Genomic DNA, 16,856 nt, shown 5'->3' with positions numbered 1-16,856 from the left:
CGGTTACTTATTTTTCCGTGGGACAAATTGATCCTGATAGTAATAGCCTTCCAGCGTCACCAGCTTGCCGCCGATTCTGGAATAGGCAAAGCCGTAACCGCCTTTTTCTCGCTGGCCTGTGACATGTGCATATTGCGGCCAGGCCGTTTCATAGCGGTAGAGCTGTAAGCCTGTGAAGACGTAAACATAGCGATCGTCGCGGGCAAACCAGTTGGGGCGGTATTGACTGTCTTCGGTATGTGCTTCCCGTTCATCGGGAACACGCGCATCTAAAAGGACCAGCGGCCCGGCGGAATCGAAGACCTCCAGCTCCCCTTTGGTCGTCAGCAGATATCCGTGACGCTTATCGGCGCTAAACCTTTTGTTGATCACCAGATTCGGGTCGTCCAGCGTGATAACTTCCAGATAATCTTCGCCGAATTCCGACGTTTTCACCGAGTACAGGCGGTCCTGGTACTGCGCCACGCTGTTGTTAAGTGGATGAAACAGTTCTGGATCGAGGCCCGGGAGGGTTTCGACCTCACAATCTTCCCCTTGCCATGCCTTACGCCACGTGACCTTATCTTCGAGCATATTAAAGGTGGCTGAACAGTCTTTGCTGCCCAGCGCGTGATTCGGCGTCCCGGCGTTTTTGTCCTTCAGATCCAGATTGAGTCGCCTGACACCGTTTTTATCGCGGTAGATGAGCAGGGTGCCGGGGATCCAGCGCACAACGGTAAAAGAGTCAGGGTCGGCGTCCAGCGCCAGACCATTGATGATAACCTGCGTTGCGGTGCGCGCCAGCGTATCCCACGGGCCGATAGGCACGTCTGCGCAGGCGTTGATAGAATAAAAAATTCCCCGCTGATCCCATGGCTTTTGTGCCAGGACGCGAAATCTGTCGGAGTTCTCCGCCCGATGCCCGCGCAGGTAAAGATGGTGTTGGTCGCGTAAAACAGTTGCGGATTTCGGGCCGCCATAGTCATACCACGGCTCACCAAATGGCACCGCGGCTAAAGTGGCCATATCCACGCCCTGATTTGCCCCGGTGCGTTTGCCATCGAAATAAAGACTGTGTTTATCCGCAGCGAAACGGCCAAAAACGCGGAATGTGGCTATATCCACAGGGGGTGTTCCGGGAGGGTTGCGTACAATCTCCCCGGCCGATATAACATAGCGGCCATCAGAATAATAAGCGGTGGTGAGCCGCGTGGCGTTTACGCCTTCGTCGGTATAATCAGACTCCGGCGGTTCTTCAACATAGCGCCATTCCTCAGGGCGCGCCGGATCTCGTAGAAGTCGTAGTTTGCTGAAGTTTACTTCGGGTAGATGAGTGAGGGTGACTGAATTTTGATAGTTTACCCCACTAACATAAACAACATCGTGTCCCTGTTTCTGGTATGCATTATATATTGGGCTTACGCGACACCCCCATGCGGCAGGTATTGCTAACGCCCCAACAAGTACGCAAAGCAGCTTTTTCTTCATCACCTGGTCATCCTGACAACACAAAGGTTAATGAATCACTAGAGCATATCTGGCAACGTTTTAGCGCTTTAACCTCGGTGGAAAGCCGCTTTTCAGATTTCATAAAGCCGTCCTAAACGCTTGCTTTTACGTCTTCTCCTGCGATGATAGAAAGCAGAAAGAATGAATCACGGGCAACTATCCATGAAAAACGTTTTCCCAACGCTTGCCGTTTTATTAGCGGTCCTCAGCCTCACTGGCTGTGGCCTGAAAGGTCCGCTCTATTTCCCGCCAGCGGAAAAAACGGCACCCCCGCCGACCAAACCGGTTGATAGCGGTATCCAGAGCTCTACGCCTGATCGTAACGATCGCGGTGATAGCGGCGGCCCGACCCAGGTAAATTACTAACGTTCTGTTCCGCGCAACTGGAGTAGATAATGCAGTTTTCTAAAATGCATGGCCTTGGCAACGACTTTATGGTCGTTGACGCGGTAACGCAGAATGTTTTTTTCTCACCGGATCTGATTCGCCGCCTGGCGGATCGGCACCTTGGCGTGGGTTTCGATCAACTGCTGGTCGTTGAACCGCCTTACGATCCCGAACTCGATTTCCATTATCGTATTTTTAACGCTGACGGCAGCGAGGTGGCGCAGTGCGGCAACGGTGCGCGCTGTTTCGCCCGTTTTGTGCGCCTGAAAGGCCTGACCAATAAACGTGATATCCGCGTGAGCACGTCGAACGGCCGTATGGTATTAAGCGTAACGGAAGACGATCTGGTGCGCGTGAATATGGGCGAGCCGAACTTCGAGCCATCGCAGGTGCCGTTCCGCGCCAACAAAGCGGAAAAGACCTATATTATGCGTGTCGCTGAACAGACAGTATTGTGCGGCGTGGTGTCGATGGGTAACCCGCACTGCGTTATTCAGGTCGATGACGTGGAAACCGCGACGGTGGAAACGCTCGGCCCGGTGATGGAAAACCATGAACGCTTCCCGGAGCGCGCGAACATCGGTTTTATGCAGGTGGTCAGCCGTTCCCATATTCGTCTGCGCGTGTATGAACGCGGCGCGGGCGAAACGCAGGCCTGCGGAAGCGGTGCCTGTGCAGCGGCGGCAGTGGGTATCCAGCAGGGATTACTGGGTGAGGAGGTTCGCGTGGAATTACCCGGCGGGCGTCTTGATATCGCCTGGAAAGGCCCGGGCCAACCGTTGTATATGACTGGCCCGGCGGCACATGTCTATGACGGATTTATTCATTTATGAAACAAGTCGGGGAAGAACAGCAGGAAATCATCGGCACGCTGAATGACCGCGCAGTGGTGGACTATCTGTTGCAACATCCTGAATTCTTTATTCGTAATGCGGCGCTGGTGGAGCACATGTCTGTTCCGCATCCGGTGCGTGGTTCGGTCTCGCTGGTGGAGTGGCACATGGCGCGGGCGCGGAATCATATCAACGTTCTGGAAGAGAATATGACGCTGCTGATGGAGCAGGCGACGGCGAACGAAAGCCTGTTTCAGCGCCTGTTCCACCTGCAAACGCGGCTGGCTGCGGCCGAGAGCCTTGATGATATGCTAAACCGCTTTCATCGCTGGGCGCGCGAGCTGGGGCTGGCGGGCGCGACGGTGCGTCTGTTTCCGGATTGCTGGCGGCTCGGCGCGCCATCCAAATTCACCCATCTGGCGCTGAGTCGCCAGGCGTTTGAACCTATCCGTATTCAGCGTCTTGGGCAGCAACGCCATTATCTTGGTCCGTTGAACGGCCCTGAACTGCTGGTCGCGCTGCCGGAAGCGAAAGCCATCGGTTCGGTCGCGATGTCGCTGCTCGGCGGCGATGATGCTCCCGGCGTCATGTTCTTCAGCAGTCGCGATCCCCAGCACTATCAGCAAGGTCAGGGAACACAACTGTTGCAGGAGATTGCTTCAATGCTCCCCGGATTGCTGGCGCGTTGGATTGAACGCGCATGACCGATTCTCCTCTGTTTGCCTCCGTAGAGCGCTTCTTACGTTATCTCGGCGTGGAGCGTCAGCTGAGTCCGATTACGCTGCTGAACTACCGGCGTCAACTGGATGCGCTTATCGCGCTGGCGGAAAACGCCGGGCTTAAAAGCTGGCAGCAGTGTGACGCCGCTCAGGTTCGAGGCTTTGCGGTGCGCAGCCGCCGTCTGGGACTGGGGCCTGCCAGCCTGGCGCTGCGGCTTTCTGCCTTACGCAGCTTTTTTGACTGGCTGGTGAGCCAGGGTGAACTGACGGCTAATCCGGCGAAGGGCATCTCCGCGCCGAAAGCGCCACGCCACTTGCCGAAAAATATCGATGTCGACGACGTTAACCGACTGCTGGATATCGATCTTAACGATCCGCTGGCGGTGCGCGATCGGGCGATGCTGGAAGTGATGTACGGTGCAGGGCTGCGTCTTTCGGAGCTGGTGAATCTCGACATTAAGCACCTTGACCTGGAGTCAGGCGAGGTGTGGGTGATGGGCAAAGGCAGCAAAGAGCGCCGCCTGCCGATTGGCCGCAATGCGGTGGTGTGGATTGAGCACTGGCTCGACCTGCGCGGCCTGTTCGGTACCGATGACGACGCGCTGTTCTTATCCAAACTGGGTAAGCGAATTTCCGCGCGTAACGTGCAAAAACGCTTTGCCGAATGGGGCATTAAGCAAGGTCTCAACAGCCACGTGCATCCGCATAAGCTGCGCCACTCCTTCGCCACGCATATGCTGGAGTCGAGCGGCGATCTGCGCGGGGTGCAGGAGCTGCTGGGCCATGCCAACCTCTCTACCACTCAAATCTATACCCATCTTGATTTTCAACACCTTGCCTCGGTGTATGATGCGGCGCATCCGCGCGCCAAACGGGGGAAATAATGCGTTTTTACCGACCTCTGGGCCAGATTTCAGCGCTGACGTTTGACCTGGACGATACCCTTTATGACAACCGCCCGGTGATTGATCGGACGATGCATGAGTCGCTGAGTTTTGTGCGCAGCTACCATCCTTCTTTAAGCCAATTTGACGCCAGCGAACTGAACCAACTGCGTCAGACCCTGCTGGCGACAGAGCCGGAGATTTACCACGATGTGACCGAATGGCGGCGTCGCGCGCTGGAGCTGGGGATGATCAACGCCGGGCTTTCTGCGGCGATGGCGAAAACCGGTGCTGACGAGGCGATGGCTAGCTTTGCCTACTGGCGCAGCCTCATCGACATCCCGCAAGAGACGCACGATACGCTGGCTAAACTCGCTGAAAAGTGGCCGCTGGTGGCGATTACCAACGGTAACGCCCAGCCGGAACTCTTCGGCCTGAGCGACTACTTCCGCTTTGTGCTGCGCGCGGGCCCGGATGGGCGCTCTAAACCCTTTGCCGATATGTATCATCTTGCGGCAGAACGGCTGACGCTTCCGCTAGGGGAAATTCTTCACGTCGGTGATGACTTAACGACCGATGTGGCAGGCTCGATTCGCTGCGGCATGCAGGCTTGTTGGATCAAACCGCAGGGCGCAGACCTGATGCACACCGCCGACAGCCGCCTGCTGCCGCACATCGAAATTTCACGGTTGGCATCTCTGACCTCGCTGATATAATCGTCAGTAGTTCTGTATAAATTAACAGTAGCCCGGTGAACTGAACGTTGCCGGGCGTCTCATTTCCGGCGGTGCCAATGGACGTTTCTTACCTGCTCGACAGCCTCAATGACAAACAGCGTGAAGCCGTTGCGGCAACACGTACTAACATGCTGGTGTTGGCCGGAGCGGGCAGCGGTAAGACACGCGTGCTGGTACACCGCATCGCCTGGCTGCTGAGCGTTGAGAACTGTTCGCCTTACTCCATTATGGCGGTGACCTTTACCAATAAAGCGGCGGCGGAAATGCGCCATCGTATCGGCCAACTGATGGGCACCACCCAGGGCGGCATGTGGGTCGGCACCTTCCACGGGCTGGCGCACCGCCTGCTGCGCGCTCATCACCTTGATGCTAACCTGCCGCAGGATTTCCAGATCCTCGATAGCGAAGACCAGTTGCGCCTGCTTAAACGCCTGATTAAGGCGATGAATCTTGATGAGAAGCAGTGGCCGCCGCGTCAGGCGATGTGGTACATCAACGGTCAGAAAGACGAAGGGCTGCGCCCGCATCATATTCAAAGCTACGGTAATCCGGTTGAGCAGACCTGGCAGAAGGTTTATCAGGCCTATCAGGAAGCCTGCGATCGTGCCGGGCTGGTAGATTTTGCCGAGCTGCTGCTGCGCGCTCATGAGCTGTGGCTCAACAAACCGCATATTCTCCAGCACTACCGCGAGCGTTTTACCAATATCCTGGTGGACGAATTCCAGGATACCAACAACATTCAGTATGCGTGGATCCGCCTGCTGGCGGGTGACACTGGCAAGGTTATGATCGTTGGTGATGACGACCAGTCCATTTACGGCTGGCGAGGTGCGCAGGTGGAAAACATCCAGCGCTTCCTCAACGACTTCCCTGGCGCAGAAACTATCCGCCTGGAGCAGAACTATCGTTCGACCAGCAATATCCTCAGCGCGGCGAACGCCCTGATTGAGAACAACAGCGGGCGTCTGGGCAAAAAGCTGTGGACCGACGGTGCCGACGGTGAGCCGATTTCGCTCTACTGTGCGTTTAACGATCTTGATGAGGCGCGTTTTGTCGTCAACCGCATCAAAACCTGGCAGGAAAACGGTGGTCAGCTGGCGCAGTGTGCGATTTTGTATCGCAGCAACGCCCAGTCGCGCGTGCTGGAAGAGGCGCTGCTACAGGCCAGCATGCCGTATCGTATTTATGGCGGTATGCGATTCTTCGAACGCCAGGAGATCAAAGATGCGCTCTCCTACCTGCGTCTGATTGCCAACCGTAATGACGACGCGGCGTTTGAACGCGTGGTGAATACCCCAACGCGCGGTATCGGCGATCGTACCCTGGACGTGGTGCGTCAGACCTCGCGCGACCGCCAGCTGACGCTGTGGCAGGCCTGTCGCGAGTTGCTAAAAGATAAAGTTCTCGCCGGTCGTGCCGCCAGCGCCTTACAGCGCTTTATGGAGCTGATTGACGCTCTGGCGCAGGAAACCGCTGATATGCCGCTGCACGTGCAGACTGACCGGGTCATCAAGGATTCCGGCCTACGCACGATGTACGAGCAGGAGAAGGGCGAGAAAGGCCAGACGCGTATCGAAAACTTAGAGGAACTGGTGACGGCAACGCGCCAGTTCAGCTACAACGAAGAAGATGAAGACCTGATGCCGCTACAGGCGTTCCTTTCCCACGCCGCGCTGGAAGCGGGCGAAGGGCAGGCGGACACCTGGCAGGACGCGGTACAGCTGATGACCCTGCACTCGGCGAAAGGGCTGGAGTTCCCGCAGGTGTTTATCGTCGGCGTGGAAGAGGGGATGTTCCCGAGCCAGATGGCGCTCGATGAGGGCGGTCGCCTGGAAGAGGAACGTCGCCTGGCCTACGTTGGCGTGACCCGGGCAATGCAGAAGCTGACCCTGACCTATGCCGAAACCCGCCGCCTGTATGGCAAAGAGGTTTATCATCGTCCGTCACGCTTTATCGGCGAACTGCCGGAAGCGTGCGTGGAAGAGGTGCGGCTGCGCGCGACGGTCAGTCGCCCGGTGAGTCATCAGCGCATGGGCACCCCGATGGCGGAAAACGACACTGGATATAAGCTGGGCCAGCGTGTGCGCCATGCTAAGTTTGGCGAAGGCACCATCGTGAATCTTGAAGGCAGCGGCGAACACAGTCGTCTGCAGGTCGCATTTCAGGGGCAAGGGATCAAGTGGCTGGTTGCTGCCTATGCGCGGCTGGAAACAGTGTAAATACTTGCGCCATTGCGGCGCAAGTGTGGTTATTTAGGTTGGCACTGAAACGAAGTGTAGGTGGGTTTTTCCAACGGATTGAGATTAGGCATCATCATTGTATTACAGGTAAATTTACGCCCTCTCGCAGTTACGGCGTCGTAGGTCACTGTACTACCGCCGAGGGCGCTTGGCTTGCCTTTCACAACGTTAGAAACCGTGACTTCATCGGTGGAGGCTAATCCCAGCTGTGTGGCCGTTGCCTGTTGTATCACCATCATATCCGGCGCGCCAGTCGCGCAGCCTGCAAGAGTAAAACATAACGCGGCAGGAACAATAATCCTTTTCATGATTTTCCTTAAGTGAGAAGAGAGACTGCGTTAGCAATATTAAGTTTTAGTTTCAATAAATTTCAAATGATGTGTTTAAAAATAGGAATATATAAAGATGCCTTACGCTATGCAGAAGCGCTTTTTAAGCGTGCTTATGCCGGACCGAACATCGGTTGACGGCAAATTTTTGCTGGCGTAACATGCGCGCACGATTACGCTAAGAGGACATTCGCCTTGGACACACCCAGTAGATGCTGGCTCAACTTCCTGTCCATCAGGAACAACTCCTAAGGCTATCCTCTTATGCTGATAGCCTTAGCGGTTGTCGGCGACCCGTTCTATTCCCGTCGCTCTGAGTCAGGCTTTATGGTCTGAAACCCAAATTGTTTCTGTGTGCCCACCGAACTGTCCGATAATTTTTTTGCATTGGGAGTCCCGGTCATGCTGAGCGCATTTCAACTGGAAAATAATCGTTTAACGCGTCTGGAAGCAGATGAGATCAAGCACCTCGCCAGTTCGGTGTGGGTCGATCTGGTCGAGCCTGACGATGAAGAACGAAGCCGCGTGCAAACGGAATTGGGCCAGAACCTGGCAACGCGCCCGGAACTGGAAGACATCGAAGCGTCAGCGCGTTTCTTTGAAGATGAAGACGGTCTACACATCCACTCATTTTTCTTTTTTGAAGATGCAGAGGATCACGCCGGTAACTCTACCGTGGCGTTTACTATCCGCGAAGGACGTCTGTTCACCCTGCGCGAGCGGGAGCTGCCCGCTTTCCGCCTGTATCGTATGCGCGTTCGCAACCAGTCGATGGTTGATGGCAATGCCTACGAGCTGCTGCTTGACCTGTTCGAAACCAAAATCGAACAGCTGGCGGATGAAATTGAAAACATCTACAGCGACCTGGAAAAACTCAGCCGGGTGATTATGGAAGGCCGTCAGGGCGATGATTACGATGAGGCACTCTCTACCCTCGCTGAGCAGGAAGATATCGGCTGGAAAGTTCGCCTGTGTCTGATGGACACCCAGCGCGCGCTGAACTTCCTCGTGCGTAAGGCGCGTTTACCGGCGGGCCAGCTGGAGCAGGCGCGTGAGATCCTGCGCGATATCGAATCCCTGCTGCCGCACAACGAATCACTGTTCCAGAAAGTTAACTTCCTGATGCAGGCGGCGATGGGCTTTATCAATATCGAGCAGAACCGCATCATCAAGATCTTCTCGGTGGTTTCCGTGGTGTTCCTGCCGCCGACGCTGGTGGCTTCCAGCTATGGGATGAACTTCGAATTTATGCCCGAGCTGCACTGGAGCTTCGGTTACCCCGGCGCGATTGTCTTTATGATGCTCGCCGGTCTGGCGCCGTATCTGTACTTTAAGCGCAAAAACTGGCTGTAAAAAAAGGAGCTTCGGCTCCTTTTTTCGTTATGCCCTACGCGTTCTGCGTATGGTGTAAATCGCATCCATCACGAAAATCGCCAGCGCCACCCAGATAAAGGCGAAGGTCACCATCTTATCTGCGCCCGGCACCTCACCGTAAAACGTTACTGCCAGCAGGAACATCAGCGTCGGACCGATATACTGGAAAAAGCCCAGCGTGGAGAGGCGCAGACGCGTCGCCGCACCGGTAAAGCACAGCAGCGGGATTGTGGTCACCACGCCCGCCGCGATTAACAGCAGGTTCAGCGACCATGGGTTCTGACCCATATGGCTGGTTGGGCTATCGGCAATGCCAAACAGATAGATAGCGGCGACCGGCAGCAGCCACAGGGTTTCGAACAGCATCCCGGTTTGCGCATCAACGGCGATCTTCTTACGCACCAGGCCGTAGAAGGCGAAGCTGAACGCCAGGCCCAGCGCAATAATCGGCAGCGAGCCGAAAGTCCAGAGCTGCACCAGCACACCGCAGGCGGCCAGCAGCACCGCCAGCCACTGCATCCGGCGAAAGCGCTCTCCCAGGAAGATCATCCCCAGCACGATGTTCACCAGCGGGTTAATAAAATAACCGAGGCTGGCTTCCAGCATATGATGGTTGTTGACCGACCAGATAAACAGCAGCCAGTTGCCGCCGATCAGCACGGCCGACAGCGCCAGCAGGAAGACCTTTTTCGGTGTTTTAAGCAGCCTTTTGACCTGCGGCCACTGGCGGCTGATGCTGACCAGCGCCACCATAAAAAAGAAGGACCAGATCACGCGGTGAGTCAGAATTTCATCGGCGGGAACATAGTAGATAAGCTTGAAGTACGCAGGTGCGATACCCCAGATAAAATAGGCGGCCAGGGCCAGAAGAACCCCTACCCGCGTTTGTTTCGCATCCATCGGTACAAATCCATTGCCAAAGAGAGTGATGTTACTCGATTTAGGCTAATCAACCCACCATATACGTCGCCGTGGCGCTGGCGATATAAACCTGCTCTTCGTTATGTAGCTCGACGCGGGCCACCGCCACTTTGTTACCGGCGCGCAGCAGGCTGCTGGTGGCGGTGAAGCGTTCCCCTCGGCCAGGGCGCAAATAATCAACGCGCAGATCGATGGTCCCCATCCGCGAAAGACGCTGGCGCAGCTCTTCTTCGTTGATAGTGTCGTGGCGAGTCAGCGTGCTGCCCACACAGACCAGCCCTGCGGCGACATCCAGCGCGGAGGCGATAACCCCGCCGTGTAAAATGCTTTGTGCCCAGTTGCCGACCATCATCGGCTGGTTATTAAAGCTGATCTGAGCAAACTCTTTTTCGTAGCGCTCCAGCTCCAGCCCTAAGGCACGGTTATAAGGCATATGATAAACAAAGATTTCTCCCACCAGCTTAAGGGCGGCGGCGGCGGTCAGTTCAGACATAACAACATCCCAAAGGTTAACGAAATGTTGATTTTATGCTTCTAAAATATTGATTTCTACTTTAAGAACGGATAACAGGTCAGAAGACGCATAAATAGGTAGAATGCTGGTTGGGTTAAACAGAAATAATAATTATCCATCCAGGAGAACAGCAATGCGTATCTCTTTGGCCTGCCTGCTGGCGCTTGCTGCGCTTCCGGCTGGCGTTCTGGCGCAGGACGCGCTCGTGAATCAACAGGTCCATGACACCCCGGCTGTTCGTGGGAGTATTATCGCCAACCTGTTACAGGACCATGATAATCCGTTCTTACTTTATCCCTATGAGAGCAACTATCTGCTCTATACGTGGACCAGCGATCTCAATAAAGAAGCGATCCGCAGCTACGATTGGGCTGACAACGCGCGTAAAGACGAAGTGAAGTTCCAGCTAAGTCTCGGCTTTCCGCTATGGCGGGGGATCTTTGGCGACAACTCGCTGCTGGGGGCTTCTTATACGCAGAAATCCTGGTGGCAACTCTCCAACAGCAAGGAGTCGGCACCGTTTCGCGAAACCAACTATGAGCCGCAGTTGTTCCTCGGTTTTGCGACCGACTATTCGTTTGCTGGCTGGACATTGCGCGATGTTGAAATGGGCTATAACCACGACTCCAACGGCCGCTCCGATCCCACGTCCCGCAGCTGGAATCGTCTCTATACCCGCTTGATGGCGCAGAACGGCAACTGGCTGGTGGAGGTGAAGCCCTGGTACGTGATTGGCAGCACTGACGATAACCCGGATATCACCAAATATATGGGCTATTACCGCCTGAAAGTGGGTTATCAACTTGGCGACGCGATTCTTAGCGCCCAGGGGCAATATAACTGGAATACCGGATACGGTGGTGCTGAGCTTGGGGTGAGTTATCCGGTCACCAAACATGTGCGCGTCTATACTCAGGTCTATAGCGGTTATGGTGAGTCACTCATCGATTATAACTTTAACCAGACCCGCGTCGGCGTCGGGCTGATGCTCAACGATCTGTTTTAATCGTTGCACTCTGGCTCTCAGGCGCTGAAAATAGCGCCTGTTTTCTTTTCAGGCATATGGGGTCAATGTGGCGCAGGCGGAAGTATTAAATCAGGAATTGCTGGCTAAGCAGGTTTTACAAGAAACCTTCGGCTACCAGCAGTTTCGCCCGGGCCAGGATACCATTATCGATACGGCGCTGGCAGGGCGCGATTGCCTGGTGGTGATGCCGACCGGCGGCGGAAAGTCGCTGTGTTATCAGGTTCCGGCGCTGGTGCTGGGCGGCCTGACCGTCGTGGTATCGCCGCTTATCTCACTGATGAAGGACCAGGTCGATCAGCTACTGGCCAACGGCGTAGCGGCGGCGTGCCTGAACTCAACGCAGAGCCGTGAGCAGCAGCAGGAAGTGATGGCTGGCTGTCGCAGCGGGCAAATTCGTCTGCTGTATATCGCCCCGGAACGCCTGATGCTGGATAACTTCCTTGAGCATCTCAGCCACTGGAATCTGTCGATGCTGGCGGTTGATGAAGCCCACTGTATTTCCCAGTGGGGCCACGATTTCCGCCCGGAATACGCCGCGCTCGGTCAACTGCGTCAGCGGATACCGCAGATCCCATTTATGGCGCTCACCGCCACCGCCGATGATACCACCCGTCGTGATATCGTCCGTCTGCTGGGGTTGAATGACCCGCTGATTCAGGTCAGCAGCTTCGACCGGCCCAACATCCGCTATATGCTGATGGAAAAGTTTAAGCCGTTGGATCAACTGATGCGCTACGTGCAGGATCAGCGCGGCAAGTCGGGAATCATCTACTGCAATAGCCGTTCGAAAGTGGAAGATACCGCCGCGCGTCTGCAAAGCCGCGGCGTTAGTGCGGCTGCGTACCATGCGGGCCTGGAACATCAGGTTCGTGCTGATGTGCAGGAGAAATTCCAGCGCGATGACCTGCAAATCGTGGTGGCGACGGTGGCCTTTGGCATGGGCATCAACAAACCGAACGTGCGTTTTGTGGTGCATTTCGACATCCCCCGCAATATTGAATCCTATTACCAGGAGACCGGGCGCGCCGGGCGCGATGGCCTGCCTGCCGAAGCCATGCTGTTTTACGATCCGGCAGATATGGCGTGGCTCAGGCGCTGCCTTGAAGAGAAGCCCGCCGGGCCGTTGCAGGATATTGAGCGTCATAAACTGAACGCGATGGGGGCGTTTGCCGAAGCGCAAACCTGCCGCCGTCTGGTGCTGCTCAACTACTTTGGCGAAGGGCGTCAGGAGCCGTGCGGAAACTGCGATATCTGCCTCGACCCGCCGAAGCAGTACGACGGTTTAATGGACGCGCGTAAGGCGCTGTCGACGATTTATCGCGTCAATCAGCGTTTTGGTATGGGCTACGTGGTGGAAGTGCTGCGCGGCGCTAATAACCAGCGTATTCGCGATATGGCACACGATAAGCTGCCGGTCTACGGTATCGGTCGCGAGCAGAGTCACGAGCACTGGGTCAGCGTTATCCGTCAGCTTATTCACCTGGGGCTGGTGACGCAGAATATTGCCCAGCACTCCGCGCTACAGCTCACCGAAGCTGCTCGCCCGGTTCTGCGCGGCGACGTTACGCTACAGCTTGCCGTACCGCGCATTGTGGCGCTGAAGCCGAAGGCGATGCAGAAATCCTTCGGCGGTAATTACGATCGCAAACTGTTCGCGAAGCTGCGTAAACTGCGTAAAGCGATCGCCGACGAAGAGAATATCCCACCGTACGTCGTGTTTAACGATGCGACGCTGATTGAGATGGCCGAACAAACGCCGCTGAGCGCAGGTGAGATGCTCAGCGTGAACGGCGTGGGCACGCGTAAGCTTGAGCGTTTTGGTAAAGAGTTTATGGCTCTGATCCGTGCGCACGTGGATGGCGATGATGAGTAGTCAGCCAGACGAAAAAGTGCAAATATAGTTTTCGTCCTTACTATTTTCCTGCGAGTTAATCATGTTGACGCTTTTCCTCACCGTGGCGCTGGTGCATATCATTGCGCTGATGAGTCCGGGACCGGATTTTTTCTTTGTCTCACAAACCGCCGTTAGCCGCTCCCGCAAAGAGGCGATGATGGGCGTCCTGGGGATCACCTGCGGCGTGATGGTGTGGGCGGGCGTAGCGCTGCTCGGCCTGAACCTGATTATCGAGAAAATGGCCTGGCTGCACACCATTATCATGGTCGGCGGCGGGCTGTATCTGTGCTGGATGGGCTTCCAGATGCTGCGCGGCGCGCTGAAGAAAAGCGACGTAGCGGCGGCGGAGCCACAGGTTGAGCTGGCGCGTAGCGGCCGGAGCTTCCTGAAGGGGCTACTCACCAACCTGGCGAACCCGAAAGCGATTATTTACTTCGGTTCTGTGTTCTCGTTGTTTGTTGGCGACGACGTTACCGCCAGCGCGCGCTGGGGCATTTTTCTGCTGATCGTACTGGAGACCCTGGCCTGGTTTACGGTGGTTGCCAGCCTGTTTGCCCTACCGGGGATGCGCCGCGGCTATCAGCGGATGGCGAAGTGGATCGACGGCTTCGCCGGTACGCTGTTCGCCGGTTTCGGCATTCACCTGATTCTTTCGCGCTAAGTATTCTGCGGCCCGTCCAGGGGTTTACGGGTGGGCCGGGTATTAATGACGGAGCTGCTGCAAATCGTCAGGTGTGAGACCGGTCATTTCCATAACCGCAGTATCATCGATGCCCCGGTTGAGCATTGCTTTTGCGACTTCCATAAAGGCGGCGCGCTTGCCGTTTTTTATGCCTTCCTTGATGCCCTTCTGCATACCTTCCTCGAGCCACTTTTCTGCCAGAGTCATCAGTACTTCTCCATGCTGCGGCACCCGCTGTGCCAGCTCATATAATAACGGTCGAACGTCCTGCTCTTCTCCCGCTTGGGTCATATATTTTATCAGTACGGTAATCTGTTGTCTGCTCATCTGTTCGAGCATCAGCAGACTGGTGAGCTTGTCCAGAAGCTCAGCCATATCGCGTTGGCGAATATGCTTTTGCACCAGCGTCAGGGCCGCCATACTGCGGTGCTGCATGATTTCGTCATCGGGGATAACGGTGATATCCACCAGCGGAAAGGTGTTGGCGTATAGCTGGCGTGCAGTATCCGGATCGGCAAAGCTCTCCAGCCAGTTCAGGGACCAGGGGTAGGGGCTTCGCCGCCCCTGATAAAAGAGAATTGGGATCACCAGCGGCAGCGTCTTGTGCCCATTCTCGAGATGCCTCTGCATGGCGGCGATGGCGTAACGCATCAAGCGAAACGCCATCAGTTTATCGGGCGAGCTTTGGTGTTCAATCAGGACATGCACGTAGCCCTGACCGCTGGTGGTCTCCAGTGAATAGAGTATATCGCTGTAATAAGGCCGCAGGTCGTCTTCAATAAAGCTCCCTGATTCCAGGCGCAGTGTATCCAGTTTGCAAATCTGAATTAGCGAGGGCGGCAGGTGGATCTCAATAAAGTCCCGCGCGGTTTCCACGCGGGAGAGAAAGGTTCTGAATACCGCATCATGTGGAGTTGCCGCTTCCGCCATTGTTTTCGTCCATGAATAAGAGCATCTGGCGGCATTCTGGCATTGGCGCTGCGGAGTCGACAGTACGCAAAAGAATTATCTTCTCTCTTTGCGTGCGCCCTCGAGTGACGACGTTGCTGCGTCCACAAGGTGAACCTCAAATTGCGAGCGTGATTCCATTCATCAGGCGTGACGGGCGGAAGCCAGCAGCGCCCCGACCAGCATAAACAGCGAGCCGAATACCTTGTTCAGCGCCTTCATCTGTTTCGGCCCCTTAATCCACGCCGCGATGCGTTGGGCCAGCGTCGCGTAGCCAATCATCACAATGATATCGACCACGATAGTGGTGGTGCCGAGCACGAGGTACTGCATTACCTGAGGCTGATTGGGCACGATAAACTGCGGGAATAGGGCGGCAAGAAACACGATGCTTTTCGGATTGGTCAGGTTAACAAACACCGCGCGTTTAAAGAGCTTTCCGCGAGTCTGCACTTTCGCAAGGGTATTGAGATCGATTGAACCCGCGGCCCGCCATTGCTGAATCCCGAGCCAGATAAGATAGGCTGCGCCTGCCCATTTGAGGATTTCAAAGGCTAACAGCGAGCGGGAAAATAGCGTGCCCAAACCGACGCCGACCAGCACGATATGAATGCCCAGCCCGGTCTGTAGACCAGCAATCGAGGCCGCCGCCCCGCGATAGCCATGATTGATTGAGGTGGTCATGGTATTAATCGCCCCGGAACCCGGCGACAGGCTGAGAATAATAGATGTCAGCAGATAGGCACACCACCACTCGAACGTCATGAGAAACTCCCTGATTGTCTGTTTTTATGCCACAATACGCTATTGTGTAAGCATTGTGTGATACACGATAAAAAAACGATTTTCAGCGGTTATCAGGGGTGTAAGCCCGATGTTTTTGCAGCAAAAGGACTGGGAAACACGAGAAAACGCGTTCGCGGCCTTTACCATGGGGCCACTGACCGATTTCTGGCGTCAGCGAGAAGAAGCGGAATTCAGGGGCGTGGATAATGTTCCGGTGCGCTTTGTTCGCTTCTGCGCCAAGAGTAATGACCGGGTGATTGTTATCTGTCCGGGTCGCATTGAAAGCTACGTTAAGTATGCCGAGCTGGCTTACGATCTCTTCCATTGCGGTTTTGATGTGATGATTATCGATCATCGCGGGCAGGGTCGTTCCGGACGGATGCTTTCTGATACCCACCGTGGACACGTCGTCAATTTCAGCGATTACGTTGATGATCTTGCCGCATTCTGGCAACAGGAAGTGGTTCCGGGGCACTGGCGGAAACGGTATATACTGGCTCACTCGATGGGCGGAGCTATTGCGACGCTATTTTTGCAGCGTCACCAGCAGCATTGTGACGCGATAGCGCTCTGCGCGCCGATGTTCGGGATTGTCATGCGTTTTCCTGACTGGATGGTGCGCCATATTCTCGATTGGGCTGAGGGCCATCAGCGCATTCGCGAAGAGTATGCCATCGGTACCGGCCGCTGGCGGGCGTTGCCCTATGCGGTCAACGTGCTGACGCATAGCCGTCAACGTTATCGTCGCAACCTACGTTTTTATGCCGATGACCCGCAGCTGCGGGTCGGCGGGCCGACGTTCCACTGGGTGCGTGAGGGGATCCTCGCGGGCGAAGAGGTGTTGGCTGGGGTAGAAAAAGACGTCACGCCAACTTTGTTGCTCCAGGCTGAAGAAGAGCGGGTGGTTGATAACCGTATGCACGATCGCTACTGTGAACTCCGTGCCGCTGCCGGTCATCCCTGTGAAGGGAATAAGCCGTTTGTCATAGAAGGGGCATACCATGAGATCCTTTTTGAAAAGGACGCCCTGCGCTCAGTCGCGCTGAATGCTATCGTCGATTTTTTCCGTCGACATAATTAATCTGGCGAAACG

18 protein-coding genes are annotated in these 16,856 nt (G+C 55.6%); 12 read left to right on the top strand and 6 right to left on the bottom strand.

The window, feature by feature from the left end; genetic code table 11:
- Positions 1-3: 3 nt before the first annotated feature.
- Positions 4-1,104 (bottom strand): DKNYY family protein, encoded by a 1,101-nt coding sequence (locus HV213_RS28355; RefSeq protein WP_181484147.1) that lies wholly within the window; start codon positions 1,102-1,104, stop codon positions 4-6.
- A 546-nt stretch (positions 1,105-1,650) separates the two neighbouring features.
- Between HV213_RS28355 and lptM the strand changes: the two genes are divergently transcribed.
- The 6 genes from lptM (at position 1,651) to uvrD (ending at position 7,267) form a co-directional block, all read left to right on the top strand.
- On the top strand, positions 1,651-1,854 hold the full coding sequence (gene lptM, locus HV213_RS28350; RefSeq protein WP_110276916.1) for an LPS translocon maturation chaperone LptM: 204 nt from the start codon (positions 1,651-1,653) through the stop codon (positions 1,852-1,854).
- Positions 1,855-1,883: 29 nt separating this feature from the next.
- Positions 1,884-2,708 (top strand): diaminopimelate epimerase, encoded by an 825-nt coding sequence (gene dapF / locus HV213_RS28345; RefSeq protein ID WP_181484146.1) that lies wholly within the window; start codon positions 1,884-1,886, stop codon positions 2,706-2,708.
- Entirely contained in the window at positions 2,705-3,412 is a 708-nt protein-coding gene (locus HV213_RS28340; protein WP_181484145.1) for a DUF484 domain-containing protein, read from the top strand. The genes dapF and HV213_RS28340 overlap by 4 nt, the downstream gene beginning before the upstream one ends.
- Positions 3,409-4,311 (top strand): tyrosine recombinase XerC, encoded by a 903-nt coding sequence (gene xerC, locus HV213_RS28335; RefSeq protein ID WP_181484144.1) that lies wholly within the window; start codon positions 3,409-3,411, stop codon positions 4,309-4,311. Before HV213_RS28340 ends, xerC begins: the two co-directional genes overlap by 4 nt.
- Positions 4,311-5,027 (top strand): 5-amino-6-(5-phospho-D-ribitylamino)uracil phosphatase YigB, encoded by a 717-nt coding sequence (gene yigB, locus HV213_RS28330; protein WP_181484143.1) that lies wholly within the window; start codon positions 4,311-4,313, stop codon positions 5,025-5,027. The genes xerC and yigB overlap by 1 nt, the downstream gene beginning before the upstream one ends.
- 77 nt (positions 5,028-5,104) lie before the next feature.
- Positions 5,105-7,267, top strand: coding sequence for a DNA helicase II (gene uvrD, locus HV213_RS28325; RefSeq protein ID WP_181484142.1), 2,163 nt, complete (start codon positions 5,105-5,107; stop codon positions 7,265-7,267).
- Between the two features lie 29 nt (positions 7,268-7,296).
- Here the strand turns inward: uvrD and HV213_RS28320 are convergent, their stop codons facing one another.
- A complete protein-coding gene (locus HV213_RS28320) occupies positions 7,297-7,596 on the bottom strand; it encodes a hypothetical protein (RefSeq protein WP_181484141.1) in 300 nt (99 codons plus the stop codon).
- Positions 7,597-7,812: 216 nt separating this feature from the next.
- On the opposite strand from HV213_RS28320, the gene ysgD reads away from it, so the two are divergent.
- Both ysgD and corA read left to right on the top strand, forming a co-directional pair.
- Positions 7,813-7,869 (top strand): YsgD/CorL family protein, encoded by a 57-nt coding sequence (gene ysgD, locus HV213_RS33825; protein WP_350494802.1) that lies wholly within the window; start codon positions 7,813-7,815, stop codon positions 7,867-7,869.
- A 150-nt stretch (positions 7,870-8,019) separates the two neighbouring features.
- Entirely contained in the window at positions 8,020-8,970 is a 951-nt protein-coding gene (gene corA / locus HV213_RS28315) for a magnesium/cobalt transporter CorA (protein ID WP_110276862.1), read from the top strand.
- A 27-nt stretch (positions 8,971-8,997) separates the two neighbouring features.
- Here corA and rarD read toward each other — a convergent pair whose 3' ends face one another.
- Positions 8,998-9,891 (bottom strand): EamA family transporter RarD, encoded by an 894-nt coding sequence (rarD, locus tag HV213_RS28310; RefSeq protein WP_181484140.1) that lies wholly within the window; start codon positions 9,889-9,891, stop codon positions 8,998-9,000.
- A 49-nt stretch (positions 9,892-9,940) separates the two neighbouring features.
- A complete protein-coding gene (gene yigI, locus HV213_RS28305) occupies positions 9,941-10,405 on the bottom strand; it encodes an acyl-CoA thioesterase YigI (RefSeq protein WP_181484139.1) in 465 nt (154 codons plus the stop codon).
- 154 nt (positions 10,406-10,559) lie between these two features.
- Between yigI and pldA the strand changes: the two genes are divergently transcribed.
- The 3 genes from pldA to rhtC all read left to right on the top strand — a co-directional run bounded on the left by pldA (position 10,560) and on the right by rhtC (position 14,008).
- Complete coding sequence (gene pldA / locus HV213_RS28300) at positions 10,560-11,432, top strand: phospholipase A (protein WP_181484138.1); 873 nt, start codon at positions 10,560-10,562, stop codon at positions 11,430-11,432.
- Positions 11,433-11,499: 67 nt separating this feature from the next.
- On the top strand, positions 11,500-13,326 hold the full coding sequence (gene recQ, locus HV213_RS28295; RefSeq protein ID WP_181484137.1) for an ATP-dependent DNA helicase RecQ: 1,827 nt from the start codon (positions 11,500-11,502) through the stop codon (positions 13,324-13,326).
- A gap of 61 nt (positions 13,327-13,387) precedes the next feature.
- On the top strand, positions 13,388-14,008 hold the full coding sequence (gene rhtC / locus HV213_RS28290; RefSeq protein WP_181484136.1) for a threonine export protein RhtC: 621 nt from the start codon (positions 13,388-13,390) through the stop codon (positions 14,006-14,008).
- A 42-nt stretch (positions 14,009-14,050) separates the two neighbouring features.
- Here rhtC and HV213_RS28285 read toward each other — a convergent pair whose 3' ends face one another.
- Entirely contained in the window at positions 14,051-14,959 is a 909-nt protein-coding gene (locus HV213_RS28285) for an Rpn family recombination-promoting nuclease/putative transposase (protein ID WP_181484135.1), read from the bottom strand.
- A 162-nt stretch (positions 14,960-15,121) separates the two neighbouring features.
- A complete protein-coding gene (gene rhtB / locus HV213_RS28280; RefSeq protein ID WP_181484134.1) occupies positions 15,122-15,742 on the bottom strand; it encodes a homoserine/homoserine lactone efflux protein in 621 nt (206 codons plus the stop codon).
- 109 nt (positions 15,743-15,851) lie between these two features.
- Here rhtB and pldB point away from each other — a divergent pair, with 109 nt between their 5' ends.
- Positions 15,852-16,844, top strand: a complete 993-nt coding sequence (gene pldB / locus HV213_RS28275) for a lysophospholipase L2 (RefSeq protein ID WP_110276854.1) — start codon at positions 15,852-15,854, stop codon at positions 16,842-16,844.
- The last annotated feature ends 12 nt before the right edge of the window (positions 16,845-16,856 follow it).

Source organism: Klebsiella sp. RHBSTW-00484 (genome assembly GCF_013705725.1).
Classification (GTDB): Bacteria; Pseudomonadota; Gammaproteobacteria; order Enterobacterales; family Enterobacteriaceae; genus Klebsiella.
The sequence above is the reverse complement of the archived record's forward strand: the minus strand, read 5'-3'. Positions and strand labels throughout refer to the sequence as shown.

Excerpts from the sequence above, each read along its gene's own strand:
- lptM (WP_110276916.1), top strand. The coding sequence starts at position 1,651 with ATGAAAAACGTTTTCCCAACGCTTGCCGTTTTATTAGCGGTCCTCAGC.
- dapF (WP_181484146.1), top strand. The coding sequence starts at position 1,884 with ATGCAGTTTTCTAAAATGCATGGCCTTGGCAACGACTTTATGGTCGTT.
- HV213_RS28340 (WP_181484145.1), top strand. The coding sequence starts at position 2,705 with ATGAAACAAGTCGGGGAAGAACAGCAGGAAATCATCGGCACGCTGAAT.
- xerC (WP_181484144.1), top strand. The coding sequence starts at position 3,409 with ATGACCGATTCTCCTCTGTTTGCCTCCGTAGAGCGCTTCTTACGTTAT.
- yigB (WP_181484143.1), top strand. The coding sequence starts at position 4,311 with ATGCGTTTTTACCGACCTCTGGGCCAGATTTCAGCGCTGACGTTTGAC.
- uvrD (WP_181484142.1), top strand. The coding sequence starts at position 5,105 with ATGGACGTTTCTTACCTGCTCGACAGCCTCAATGACAAACAGCGTGAA.
- HV213_RS28320 (WP_181484141.1), bottom strand. The coding sequence starts at position 7,596 with ATGAAAAGGATTATTGTTCCTGCCGCGTTATGTTTTACTCTTGCAGGC.
- corA (WP_110276862.1), top strand. The coding sequence starts at position 8,020 with ATGCTGAGCGCATTTCAACTGGAAAATAATCGTTTAACGCGTCTGGAA.
- rarD (WP_181484140.1), bottom strand. The coding sequence starts at position 9,891 with ATGGATGCGAAACAAACGCGGGTAGGGGTTCTTCTGGCCCTGGCCGCC.
- yigI (WP_181484139.1), bottom strand. The coding sequence starts at position 10,405 with ATGTCTGAACTGACCGCCGCCGCCGCCCTTAAGCTGGTGGGAGAAATC.
- pldA (WP_181484138.1), top strand. The coding sequence starts at position 10,560 with ATGCGTATCTCTTTGGCCTGCCTGCTGGCGCTTGCTGCGCTTCCGGCT.
- rhtC (WP_181484136.1), top strand. The coding sequence starts at position 13,388 with ATGTTGACGCTTTTCCTCACCGTGGCGCTGGTGCATATCATTGCGCTG.
- HV213_RS28285 (WP_181484135.1), bottom strand. The coding sequence starts at position 14,959 with ATGGCGGAAGCGGCAACTCCACATGATGCGGTATTCAGAACCTTTCTC.
- rhtB (WP_181484134.1), bottom strand. The coding sequence starts at position 15,742 with ATGACGTTCGAGTGGTGGTGTGCCTATCTGCTGACATCTATTATTCTC.
- pldB (WP_110276854.1), top strand. The coding sequence starts at position 15,852 with ATGTTTTTGCAGCAAAAGGACTGGGAAACACGAGAAAACGCGTTCGCG.